10 protein-coding genes are annotated in these 12,691 nt (G+C 30.0%); 5 read left to right on the forward strand and 5 right to left on the reverse strand.

The window, feature by feature from the left end:
- Nucleotides 1-20: 20 nt before the first annotated feature.
- From CKV72_RS12450 to CKV72_RS07880, 5 genes are all read right to left on the reverse strand, one after another.
- A complete protein-coding gene (locus CKV72_RS12450; protein WP_242955719.1) occupies nucleotides 21-1,040 on the reverse strand; it encodes a hypothetical protein in 1,020 nt (339 codons plus the stop codon).
- 11 nt (nucleotides 1,041-1,051) lie between these two features.
- Nucleotides 1,052-2,290, reverse strand: coding sequence for a hypothetical protein (locus CKV72_RS07865; protein ID WP_095177955.1), 1,239 nt, complete (start codon nucleotides 2,288-2,290; stop codon nucleotides 1,052-1,054).
- Nucleotides 2,287-4,344: a hypothetical protein gene (locus CKV72_RS07870; RefSeq protein ID WP_416335572.1), complete on the reverse strand. Its 2,058-nt coding sequence runs from the start codon at nucleotides 4,342-4,344 to the stop codon at nucleotides 2,287-2,289. The genes CKV72_RS07865 and CKV72_RS07870 overlap by 4 nt, the downstream gene beginning before the upstream one ends.
- A gap of 142 nt (nucleotides 4,345-4,486) precedes the next feature.
- Nucleotides 4,487-6,280 carry an oleate hydratase gene (locus CKV72_RS07875; RefSeq protein WP_095177957.1) on the reverse strand — a complete coding sequence of 598 codons (1,794 nt, stop codon included), beginning with the start codon at nucleotides 6,278-6,280 and terminating at the stop codon, nucleotides 4,487-4,489.
- A gap of 257 nt (nucleotides 6,281-6,537) precedes the next feature.
- Entirely contained in the window at nucleotides 6,538-7,107 is a 570-nt protein-coding gene (locus tag CKV72_RS07880) for a TetR/AcrR family transcriptional regulator (protein ID WP_095177958.1), read from the reverse strand.
- Nucleotides 7,108-7,251: 144 nt separating this feature from the next.
- Here CKV72_RS07880 and CKV72_RS07885 point away from each other — a divergent pair, with 144 nt between their 5' ends.
- From CKV72_RS07885 to CKV72_RS07905, 5 genes are all read left to right on the forward strand, one after another.
- On the forward strand, nucleotides 7,252-7,929 hold the full coding sequence (locus CKV72_RS07885; protein WP_095177959.1) for a response regulator transcription factor: 678 nt from the start codon (nucleotides 7,252-7,254) through the stop codon (nucleotides 7,927-7,929).
- A 20-nt stretch (nucleotides 7,930-7,949) separates the two neighbouring features.
- Nucleotides 7,950-9,371, forward strand: a complete 1,422-nt coding sequence (locus tag CKV72_RS07890; protein WP_095177960.1) for a sensor histidine kinase — start codon at nucleotides 7,950-7,952, stop codon at nucleotides 9,369-9,371.
- 150 nt (nucleotides 9,372-9,521) lie between these two features.
- Entirely contained in the window at nucleotides 9,522-10,208 is a 687-nt protein-coding gene (locus CKV72_RS07895; RefSeq protein ID WP_095177961.1) for a polyphosphate polymerase domain-containing protein, read from the forward strand.
- Between the two features lie 24 nt (nucleotides 10,209-10,232).
- Nucleotides 10,233-10,910: a DUF4956 domain-containing protein gene (locus CKV72_RS07900; RefSeq protein WP_238056731.1), complete on the forward strand. Its 678-nt coding sequence runs from the start codon at nucleotides 10,233-10,235 to the stop codon at nucleotides 10,908-10,910.
- A 30-nt stretch (nucleotides 10,911-10,940) separates the two neighbouring features.
- Nucleotides 10,941-12,674, forward strand: a complete 1,734-nt coding sequence (locus CKV72_RS07905) for a CotH kinase family protein (protein ID WP_095177962.1) — start codon at nucleotides 10,941-10,943, stop codon at nucleotides 12,672-12,674.
- Nucleotides 12,675-12,691 lie beyond the last annotated feature (17 nt).

Raw genomic sequence — 12,691 nt, forward strand, 5'->3', positions numbered from 1 at the left:
TTGGCTAATGTCATATTTCTCTAGATTTTTATACCTAGCATTGTATTTTGTACACTTTCAATTATTGAATCTTGTTGTTCCTCCATTTCTTCTAGAACTTTTTCTACTTCTTCTTGAGTAGATTCTAATAAATCTGATAGTTCTTCTTCATTAGATTGTTCAAAAGGATTTTCACTTTCTCCATCCTTCTGTACTTTCTGTCCTTTTGATTTATAGAATACAATTTCATCAATTTCTTCCTTCCACAGTTTTTCAAAAATTGGAAAGATAAAGGAACGAATGAATGGATCTCTTTCTATGATTCCTTGGTCATTATTTATCTGTCTAACTAACTGATTATGGATAAAATTAAAAAAAGGCTGATTGAAAATTTTTCTATTAAATGGATCTTCAATGCATCCTTCTATTTTAGGGATTACTTTATATAATTCAATAATTAAAAAACTATGTGCAAATGCTCTATGTTTAGGCATTTGATAAATAGACTCAATATTCTTACCTATTTGTTTCATATATAGCGTAATATTACTAAAATTTTCTTCATCTCTATATATGGGGCACAACTGCAAAACTCTTAGAAATGCTGTTTGTTTATCCAATAGATGTAGAAAATTAAAAATTTCTTTTCTTGCATAATTATAAATATTTCTTGGTTGATAGGCTTGATCTTCTTCCATTCCTTCTTTTTTTATTCTAGCTAGAATATATCTTGTCATACGCTCAATTTCTTTCTTCCAATCTTTTTCTCTATATAGATATTTTTTAGTTTGCTTTTTCCAGTCAGGATACAGAGCTAACTCATAATAAATATGCCACATAATTTGATTATCATCTAATTTCCTATCCAAAAAGCTTTCTAAGGGTAAATACAAAACTCCCTTGGAATAATTTAGTTGAAATCTTTTTAATTTTGGATCAGGAATATAAATCAAACTGGAATCTCCTGTAAATGTAGCTAACGAGCGTTGTTCTTTTTCCAAAAATTCTTCACAATGTTTTTTAGATTGTTCAATTAGAGTTTCTTCATCATAAATAAACATACTTGTTCCTCCTAACGATATAGTGGCAAATCCCACAAATCTTTTGGTGTATCAATCCGATCAATGTATAAAAAATTTAACTTACCTTCTATATCCATAATTAAGTATTTTGAAATATCTAATTTCACTACATTTGTAAAAAACACATCTTTGATGGTGGCCTCCTCATTTAAATACCACTTTCCAAAATTCTCTTCAAATAAATATATAACCCCATCTTCACTTAAAACTACAGCTGTACCTTTTTTAGATTGAACATCAAACAAATTTCCATCTAAATCATTTATCTCTATTTTTATAGTTTTTGTATCTTTACATAAAGAAAATATCCTAAGCTGCCCTTTATTTCCTATTACTATAAGTGAATCCTTATTGTCATCTCCATTTTCTAGACATCTAATTTCCCTTACTTCCTCACTTAAACAATCAATTTTATCCGTAATAGTAAGTTGTTCCTTCTCATATTTGACAAAATACAAATTCCCCGACTTTGTTCCAACTGCAAAATAATCTTCGCTTATTTTTTTTAATGCAGTCCAATTTGGAATAGTACAATATATATCTCTATAAAAAACTAATCGATATTTATCTTTTTCTTTTATTATTTTAAATAAGTTTAACTTTTCATCTCCACCTTCTACTACAAATAAATCATCATTAATTGATAAACACCTTCCAAAGCCATTAAGATTGCCATCTATTTGAATTCTTTTAACTTCAATCTGCTCCTTACCATTAGATATTTCATCAAAATTATCACTTGAAATGAGATAACATCCACCTCTAACTCCAAAAAGCAAAATTTCTTTATTATTTAATTTATATATATACGAAATTCTTTCTTTTATCTCTTTAATAGGAGGACTCCACTCTACTTCAATTTGATTGTAGTCAGAAAAATTATCTGCAATATCTATATGAAAAAATTGAACTTTTCCATCTATACTACTTGTAATAAAAAGCTTATCATTAATCCTCATTATAGTTTGTAAAAAACTATCAAAGCTAAAAGCTCCTAATTCTCTTATTGGATTTATTTGCATTGAAGTCTTTTTGATATTATTTCCATAAACCCGATAATATGGAATTAATTCATACAATAACTCTTCTTCCATTTGTAATAGTTTGTTTAATTGTTCTTCGAAATCTTTATCTAAAATTCCTTTTGTCAAACATTCATTCAACTTTTTTCTTAAGTCTTTAATTTGTTTTTTAAAATATTTTCCATCTACTGACAAATCCAGTTTCATTTCTCGCCTCCATTATCCTCTAGGTATTCAAGCAGAGCTTTTGAATGCTCTAGATGAGATAATTGTTGATCTAGCTTTTGATACTTTTTTACATCAATTCGAGATAAATTAGTAATACCAGTTTGAAAAATCTCTTTTAGTTCTTTGGGCAAAGTCTTTCTGCAAATTCCTTTTCCAAATATCAAATGAATTACATCTAAGTAGCTTAAAGTTTCTACCGATGGTGGTGAATATTGATATGGACGAGTACGAATTTCGTCATATGTTGTAGTTGCTTCTCCAATGCCCTTTGTCTCAATCTTCCATCCTTCTCCTACAGAAAAAAAACCAAAACGCACAGCTTGAGAAAGAATATAACTCTGATCATCAGGATAAGTGATTGAACTAATAAAACCGTCCCATAAAGCTTTGCTTAAGTCTTTTTCTTCACCCTGATTCCAATTATCTAAAACATGTAAAATATTACGAATTGATAATACAGATTCTCTGAGCTCTAGTTCATCCCTTTGAAAATCCTCTTGAACACCATTTTCTTTCCATTTCCCCATAAAAACATTCTGAGTAACACTACACAACTGAGAAAAGCGAAATAATTCTTCTAATGTCCTTCTAGGATTAGGAATATGCATGTTTCCATTTTTATCAGTTAATCTTGTTATTATTATTCTAAAAAGTTGGTTTTCTTCTGGAAAATCTTGATCTTCTAACGAACCTGTTACCCTTTGAGGTACATAATTGTATTCAATGGTTACAAAACGTGATTTAAAGGCTGGGTTTAGTTCATTTGTTCCTTCATAGTTGACCATTTGTGTTGATAGGTTCCCTGTGCCAATAAATCCAAATCCATGCTTAATTAAAACAGGTCCAACACCAGTAATATAGGCTGTTTGTCCTGCGTGACGCTGTAAAATATCATTCAATGCGATTAAATTTTGCATAGCAATTGTGTTTAATTCGTCTACAATTACAGGACGACCTTCTTTTACTGCAATTAAAACTTCTCTTTCTATTTTTTTTATTTCGGTTCCAAAAGCACTATTACTTGCAACCAATAAATCTGAAAGACTTTTCCATATTTGAATCTTAAGTTGCAACTGCTCTTCATCAGTCATCTGCTCTAACCTTACTTTGTGCTCATCCATCCATTCATAAAAATCTCCTATAATCATATTTAAATACTCTGCAAAAGAACCCTTGGAGAAACTCTGTCCAAGAGACAAGGTTTTCTCTACAAACATATCTTCATAAGTTAAATTATGAGAACCAGATATAAATAACGGCTGTAAACATTCTATCTCTTCTTTACTTCCATTAGTTAATATATTTTTGTAATAGAACATTCTTTCTTCATTAAATTCTTTAAACTTTTCAATAGCATCTTTTTCTGTAGCATGTGGATTTGTAGAAAACCACTCCTCCATTTTTTCTTCTAATTCACTTTGTATTTTATTCTGAATAGTAAAATCTAAAGCAGCTTCAGTTGCTAATTGTGTTTTTCCGCTTCCTAAATGCCCTACAATATATACAGGAACACCTAAATTCAACGAATCTATTATTCTTTGTTTTGCCTTAACTACATAAGGAACAGTTATCAAACGCTGTTGCTGTTGGGCTTCTATATCACTTATTAATTGACGTTTGTAATAAAATACCCATGCTTCTGGAGAGTTTGTCAAAATTTTCTCTAACTCTTTTTGTAATTTTTCTATACAATCAACCCGATATCTTGTAGCTGAATTGCTGCCGTAATGACCATAATTATTATATTTACTGCTCACCCTTCTTTCCCAACGAAGAAAAAACTTTTCATACTCAATTAAATTTTCAATTTCCTCTATCTTTTTACCCTTATTTGCTGTTTCTTCCTCTATATAAGCTTTATATTTTTCATAATAAGCATTATTCTCTTTTGAATCAATAAGTATTGTATCATCTCTTTCTTCAAATCTTCTAAAAGTTTTAAAAAATAATCCTTCTTCTATGTTTTTATCGTTCTCGTATTCTAATGATTTTAAAGCTTCCTTGCGCAAATCATCTTCATACCAACTTTGCATTTCTTCTATAGTAGGAATATAATCTTGTTTTAATTGTTCTTTCACGAAAGTTTCCTCCTTTAAATGATAAATACACATAAATTAAAATCCCGATTTTTTTGAAATTCGGGATTTTAATTAAATTATCTAATGCTAGATATGGTTAAATAATTCCATATTCTTTCAATAACTCTTCAATTTCTGTTCCTGCTATTTGTTTTAAAATTTTACGCCTAATTAATGGTGGTAAATCAAGCTTTGGTTTCTCTCCATCTAATAAACTTATACCTGCATTTAATAAATATCGAATATCGTATCTTGAAGCAAATACCTCAGGAACTCCTTTTTCAACCCCAGTTAATACATACACTGCTTCCATAGCTGTACGTCCTGAATATTCGATGGTAAATACAGTGTCACGGCCTGGCACATCCAATGTTTCAGCAAATTGTCCAAGAAAAGCAAAATTTACTGCATTCTTTGGTACAACATAAGGACGGTCTCCAAATTCACGTGGCATAAATTGAGATGTAATAAATGGCATCATAACAGGAACTGCAGTACATGATTTTGCTAGTTCCTCAATTTCATCTGTAGGAACACCTATATGATATAGCCATTCTTTTGTTATCTCCTTACCAGTACAATCTCTCATAGGTTTTTTAATATAGTCTCCAGGAACATCAGAAAATAAACCATATACCCAAACAACGACATCTTTTTCAGGCTGCCCATAGTATTGCTCCTGGCGATTTATTGTCCAACTCATTAACCATGAAGAATCAATAGCTGTAACTATACCACCTGTTACAGTACGCCCACCATATGGAGAACGCTTTGTAATCTTTTCAATATATTTAGGAACTCGTTCATCATGACAAGTTACTGTACAAGATTCCCAATTAGACTTTTCTGGATCTGTACAGAATTTATCTGGATTTCCAAATTCATCACATTGTGATGCTATATTTCTCCATAACTTCCAGCATCCTTTTGGTTCTTTATTAAATGAAGCAGGAGTATTGTCATCACCATATCCTGAACCTTCGGTCATGGAGCCATTAGTTATAAATACTAAGTCATTTTCTGTTAAATCAATTGAAATATCATTTCCACTTTTATCTGTTGCAACTATTCTTTTTGCAACCTTTTTATCATCTGAAATTGAAAACTCAACATTATCAACAGTAACTCCATATTGAAATTTAGCACCATGATCCTCCAAATATTTAATCATAGGTTTTACAAATGAAGTATATTGATCATGTCGTGAAAATTGTAAAGCTGAAAGATCTGGTAGTCCTCCAACGTGATGAATAAAACGATTCATATATAATTTCATCTCTAAAGCACTATGCCAGTTCTCAAATGCAAACATAGTTCTCCAATAAGTCCAAAAATCAGAATTTAAAAGCTCATCAGAAAAAATATCTTCTATAGATTTATTTTGAAGTTCTGTATCTGGTATACTTACAAAAGCAGCTAATTCTTTAGCCAGATCTTGGCCCAAATTAAATTTTCCATTGTCATAGCGCTGACCTCTATTTTCAGTAACACGACAATTACTAAAATTCGGATCATCATAGTTTGTATAGTAAAAGTGATCTAACACAGTCATATTAGGATCTTCTGTAGATGGTAATGAACTAAACAAATTCCATAAGACCTCAAAATGATGCCCCATTTCACGTCCTCCACGTGCTACATAACCCGCATTTTGACGAATTTCAGCATCCAAAGACCCACCAGGAATATCTAGTTGCTCCAAAAAAGTAATTTTGCTACCATCCATGTGAGCATCACGAATCAAAAAACAACCAGCTGCCAATGCTCCAATTCCTGTACCGATTAGGTAAGCTTTTTTGTCATCAATTCCCTTAGGTTTTCTTGCATTTACTAAAGAATGATAAGTTCCATTTGTAAGCATAAGTCTATCATCGTGTGTTTTTAATTTCATTCTATTCCCTTCTTTCTTAACTTTTAATAGCCTTTCAAATCCTACTATTATATATTTTTAGTTCGTTTATGTTCGTTATATTAATATTCCCTATTTTGGAGCATAGTATACAATAATTTTTTCTTTAACTTTGTGAATATTTCTTATCTGTAAGATTTGTTTAAATCTATAATATAACTTTTTTATGCTTTTTACATTATACAAACAAACTGCGGTGTTCAAAATTCGAACACCGCAGTTTGTTTGTATAGTTTTTACTAGGCATCATCTAAATTAGCACTTCTCTTAAGAGATAATTCAATATTTCCATTAAAGAGCTTCCCAATTCGTCTGATAATAGTCTCTGGCTCTTCCTTCATTCCAGAAGAAATCCAACGTAATACCATTTCAGTAAGAGCACACTGATAAAAAGAGGCAATGAGTTTTTTATCTCCTGAAGAAGCTGAAATACCATTGCTTATTTTTTCAATATATCGAGTCATAATATTTCCTGATACATTGTATATATAGTTCACTAATTCTTCTCTCTGCATAGAATTATATACATGATAAATGGCTGTTTTATTTTCTAAAGCAAATTTAGTAGCTACAATAAAGCTCTCTTCCCAGGAAAGTGTATCATTATATTCATCAATAACTGTCTGAAGTTCTATTTGGAAGATCTCTGACAAAAGTGCATATATATCTGTATAGTGATAATAAAAAGTATTTCTGTTGATCTCACATACCGTAGCAATATCCTTAACTGTAATTTTATTAAGTGGACGCTCATTTAGCAGATTTATGAATACTTCTCGAATCATTTTTCTGGTATAATGCTGCGCCAATTTGCCACCTCCCTAATGCTTAATATGTATTCAAATTATAGCACATGATAAATTGTTTGAAAACATTCCATCATCTTTAACACATAACTAACACATAGTTCAACTATGATATAATCATAGTTGTTAGATAAGGAGGAAAGTTTTATGTTTAAAATTTTAGTTGTAGATGATGAAGAAAAAATTCGTGAAGTCATTAGAGAATATGCTGAATTTCAAGGACATATTGTAATTGAAGCAAATAATGGTATAGAAGCAATAAACATATGCAAAGAAGAAGATTTTGATGTAATCATAATGGATATTATGATGCCAAAACTGGACGGTTTTTCTGCTTATAAGGAAATACGCAAGATCAAGGATATACCAGTACTTATGCTTTCTGCTCGCGGTGAAGAATATGATAAGCTCTTTGGATTTGAAATAGGAATCGATGATTACGTGGTTAAACCCTTTTCTCCTAAAGAAGTCATGGCTAGACTAAATGTAATAGTTAGCAGAAACACTAAGGCTAACAAAAAAGATAATGAAAAACTAAAATTTGATGGTCTAGAAATTGATATTGTAGGTAGAAGTGTATATGTAGATGGAACAAAGATTGAGATGACTCCTAAAGAATATGATCTTTTATTTTATCTGGTAAAAAATAAAAACATTGCCCTTTCAAGAAATAAAATTTTAAATTCGGTATGGGGTTTTGACTTTTTTGGTGATGATAGAACTGTAGATACCCATATAAAAATGATTAGAAATAGTATTGGAATCTATAGAAATTTTATTGTAACTTTACGAGGATTTGGATACAAATTTGAATATAATAAATAACCTTAAGAGTGGTGAATAAAATGAAAAAATCATTGGATACTAAAAGCCTAAAATTTAAGCTTTGGATTTACTTTATAGTATTTACAGCAATAATAATGGGCATATTATGGCTTTTACAAATAGTATTTCTAAAAACCTATTATAAATCTATGAAAACCAATGAAATTAATAAAATTGGAAATACCCTAGTTTCAAAATATGGGAATGACAATTTTGAAGATATAATATACAGCACTTCCTTTAAGAGAGGAATAATCATTCAAATTATAGATGACAAGGGTCAACTAATACTACCATCATTGGGATTTCAAGACCCTAAACCCCCTAAGGTAGACCCTATGGAAGTTGTTATGTTTATACAAAAAATACAAGATAGTGAGAATGGTAAAGTTTTATATACTGTTGATAATCCAAGGCTCAGATCCCCTACTGTAGTATACGGTGCTATATTAGGTAGAGAACATAATAAAAATCTATATCTGTATATAAATGGACTCCTAGATCCTATAGATTCTACAACCTCCGTTTTAAAAAACCAACTTATCATAGTTACAATATTATCTTTTTTATTAGCCATTGTTGTATCCTTTATCATAGCCTCAAAAGTATCAAAACCTATAAGCAAAATAACAAATGCTGCCTCAGACCTTGCTAAAGGTGATTATAATATTGTATTTGAAAGTGGCGATTATACCGAAATAAATCAATTGGCAGATACATTAAACTACGCTACTAAAGAACTTTCAAAAACAGAAGAATTGCGAAGAGACTTTATTGCAAATGTTTCCCATGATTTAAAAACTCCATTGACCTTAATAAAATCCTATGCAGAATTAATACGTGATATTTCTGGTAATATACCTGAAAAACGAAACTCCCACATAAAAGTTATTATAGATGAATCAGATAGATTGGCAGATTTAGTAAATGATATACTAAATTTATCTAAACTTCAATCCGGTATAACCCTTATAGATTTTAGTACCTTTGATATAAGAAAAACCACTGAAAATATACTAAAAAAATTTGAAATTCTTATAGAAACAGATGGTTATATTTTTAATTTTAACTATAATGAAGATGCATTAGTAGTAGGCGATGAAAAGAAGATGGAGCAGGTAATATTTAATTTAATAAGCAACGCCATATATTATACTGGTGAAGATAAGCTTGTATCTATTAATATAAAAAATTTAGGAGAATATATCCAATTTGAAGTAGTTGATACAGGTAACGGTATACCTAAAGAAGAAATAGAACATGTATGGGACAGATATTATAAATTAGGAAAAACCCACAGTCGCTCTACAGTTGGCACTGGTCTTGGCCTTTCTATAGTAAAAAGCATATTAGATGCTCACAATGTGAAATATGGTATAGAAAGTACTCTCGGTATAGGAAGTAGGTTTTGGTTTCAACTTAATACTAAAAAATATAATTAATGGAGCTATTGCATTAAGAATAAATACTACAATATATTGTATGTAAATTTCTTATTGCAACAGCTCCTTTTTTTCACCTATCCTTCCAATAGATATCATGAAACTATCACAAAAGGATAGTAGTATTAGACTATAAAATAAAGCTAGGAGGTGAGGACAATTAAATATAGACATGAATATAAAATTCATATCAATATAGGAGATTATTACATAATCCGTAATAGAGTAAAACAAATAATGAAATTAGATAAGCATGCAAAAGAAAATGGTAAATACACCATAAGGAGTGTATACTTTGACAATCTAAATGATACTGCATTATTTGAGAAAATATCTGGAATAAACCATAGGGAAAAGTTTAGAATCAGGTTTTATAATGGAGATTCATCTTTTATACTTTTAGAAAAGAAGACTAAGGATAATGGACTTACTGCAAAACAAAACACAATTTTAACTAAAAATGAATGCATCCAAATACTAAGAGGAAATATAGATTGGTTAAATTGTAGAGATGAAATCTTATTAAATGAACTATATGTTAAGATGAAAAATAGACTTTATAGACCTAAAACTATAGTTGACTATATGCGCGAAGCCTATACATACTCTGTAGGTAATGTACGAATCACTTTTGATAGTTCCATACGAAGTGGTTTATTTTCAACACATATATTTAATGAAAATCTACCTACTGTAGAGGTACTAGATCCAAATACATTAATTTTAGAAGTGAAATTTGATGAATTTATTCCAGATATAATAGCTGATATTATCCAAACTGGAGAAAGACAAGCTAAATCCGTATCAAAATATGCTCTTAGTAGAACTTTTGGATAAAAATAAGTATAAGGAGATGAAATTGTGAACAGCTTAAACGATATTTTTCAATTAAATCTATTTGACAATATAAATCAAGTATCTATTTTAGATATGATAATAGCTTTGAGCTTTGCTTTTGTTTTAGGCCTTTTTATTAAAACTATATATAAAAAAAATTTTAAAGGTGTTATGTACTCTGAAAGTTTTGGAGTAGCCCTTATGGTCTTAACTTTGATATCAACACTTATTATTTTAGCTACAACATCCAAAATTATATTATCTTTAAAAATGGTAGGAGCACTATCAGTAATACGTTTTAGAACGGCTATAAAAGAGCCCATAGATACAGCATTTTTGTTCTGGGCCATTTCCATAGGAGTAATTTTAGGCGCTGGTTTGATACCAATAGCAATTTTAGGTTCTTTATTTATTGGTATAACCATGATACTATTTGTAAACAGAAAGTCAAATGAAACCCCTTATATTGTAGTAATCAATTGTGATGACGATGAATGTGAAAATGGTGTTTTATCAATAATATCTGGCAAAGTAGAAAAATATATAATTAAATCCAAAACCGCTTCAATGGAAAATGGTGTTGAACTTACTGTTGAAATAAGGCTTAAAGAAATGAAAACTAATTTTATAAACGATCTATATAAAGTAAAGGGAGTCTCCAATGTGGTAATGGTAAGCTATAATGGCAATTATATGGGATAATACGATTCCTAGGAAGAGTGGTGCTGAAAAATGATAAAAGAAAAATATATAACTCATATATCCATTATTTCCATAGTGCTATGCGTATGTATAATAGCAGGTTGTCTATTATTCAATCCATCAAATGAAAAAAATGCATTGGATATATCTCAACCAAAATATATAGATAAGTTATTTACTAAGGATGAGGTAAACGAAATAGATATTATCGTCAATGAAAAGGATTGGGAAAATCTTCTTAAAAACGCTATGGATGAGGATTATATAATGGGTGATATAAAAATAAATGGAGAAAAGTTCTCTAGTGTTGGTATTAGAGCAAAAGGCAATTCCAGTTTAAAAATGGTAGCAAGCGACGACACCACTGACCGCTATAGTCTTAAAATCGACTTCCATGAATATATTAAAAATCAAACTTATTATGGCCTTGAAAAATTGGCTCTTAACAACTGTATATCTGATGCTACCTATATGAAAGAATACTTATCCTATAAAATGTTTAAAGAAATGAATATAGCAACACCAGCTTGTTCTTATGCTCACATAAAGATAAATGGTCAAGAATGGGGATTATATTTAGCTGTAGAAGTAATGGAAGAAAGCTTTGTAGAAAGATATTTCGGTAGTGTCTCAGGAAATCTATACAAACCAGAGAGTACAGAAGCTGGTGGAAATCCTCAACCTATGACTAAAAACAAAGATGAAATAAAAAATCAGATGAATAAAAACCCTCAAGAAAATAATATAGATAATAAACCAAAACCTAATAGTGGAAAAGGTGGTACAAATTTAGTATATAATGGGGACGATTTATCTAACTACTATGGGATCTTCGATAACGCAACGTTTAATACTACAAACAAAAAAGATAATCAAAAGGTTGTAGAGATGATAAAAAATCTTAATGAAGGTACTAATCTTGAAGAATATCTAGATGTAGACGAGATATTAAGATACTTTGCTGTAAATACCTTTCTTGTAAATCTTGATAGTTATGCTGGTAATCTAAAGCACAATTACTATCTATATGAACAAAATGGTATATTTCAAATATTGCCTTGGGATCTTAATCTATCATTTGGAGGATATGAAATAAGGTCTGGACAATCTGCCATTAACTTCCCAATAGATAGACCTGTAAGCGATACTATGGAAAATAGTCCTTTAATATCTAAACTATTAGAAGTTGAAGAATACAAGGAAATATATCATAAATATCTCAATACTATAGTAACTAAATATATAGAATCTGGTAAATATGAAGCTGATATAAATAGAATCCATAACCTAATAGCTCAGTATGTAAAAAATGATCCTACTGCCTTTTATACCTACGAAGAATACAAAAACTCATTACCAATACTTACACAGTTTGGAAAAGATAGGGCTAAAAGTATTATTGCCCAACTCAATGGAGAGCAGCCCTCTACCAGCTATGGAACTATTGAAACAAATGTGAATCTATCCCTTCTTGGAACCATGGGTGGTCAAGGAGGTAAAGGACCACAAGATAAAGAAAATATACATTCTGAGAATAAATCCCCCATGAAAGATCAATTAACTAACAATAAAAATATGCTTAACCCTGAAACAATGGAAAAAGAATCTAAACCTGAAAACATTATACCTAATAGGAAACCAAGGAATGGATTTGAACAAAACAGTATAAAAAAACAAACCTTAATTATTATAGCTATATGTTGCTTACTTTTGTTTATGGGATTAATGTTTGTAGTTAATTTCAATAGAAGAAAATATAAATAATATTAGTTTAATCCTAG

This window comes from Clostridium cochlearium (assembly GCF_900187165.1).
Taxonomy (GTDB): domain Bacteria; phylum Bacillota; class Clostridia; order Clostridiales; family Clostridiaceae; genus Clostridium_G; species Clostridium_G cochlearium.

Excerpts from the sequence above, each read along its gene's own strand:
- CKV72_RS07865 (WP_095177955.1), bottom strand. The coding sequence starts at position 2,290 with ATGAAACTGGATTTGTCAGTAGATGGAAAATATTTTAAAAAACAAATT.
- CKV72_RS07870 (WP_416335572.1), bottom strand. The coding sequence starts at position 4,344 with ATGCAAAGTTGGTATGAAGATGATTTGCGCAAGGAAGCTTTAAAATCA.
- CKV72_RS12450 (WP_242955719.1), bottom strand. The coding sequence starts at position 1,040 with ATGTTTATTTATGATGAAGAAACTCTAATTGAACAATCTAAAAAACAT.
- CKV72_RS07890 (WP_095177960.1), top strand. The coding sequence starts at position 7,950 with ATGAAAAAATCATTGGATACTAAAAGCCTAAAATTTAAGCTTTGGATT.
- CKV72_RS07905 (WP_095177962.1), top strand. The coding sequence starts at position 10,941 with ATGATAAAAGAAAAATATATAACTCATATATCCATTATTTCCATAGTG.
- CKV72_RS07875 (WP_095177957.1), bottom strand. The coding sequence starts at position 6,280 with ATGAAATTAAAAACACACGATGATAGACTTATGCTTACAAATGGAACT.
- CKV72_RS07885 (WP_095177959.1), top strand. The coding sequence starts at position 7,252 with ATGTTTAAAATTTTAGTTGTAGATGATGAAGAAAAAATTCGTGAAGTC.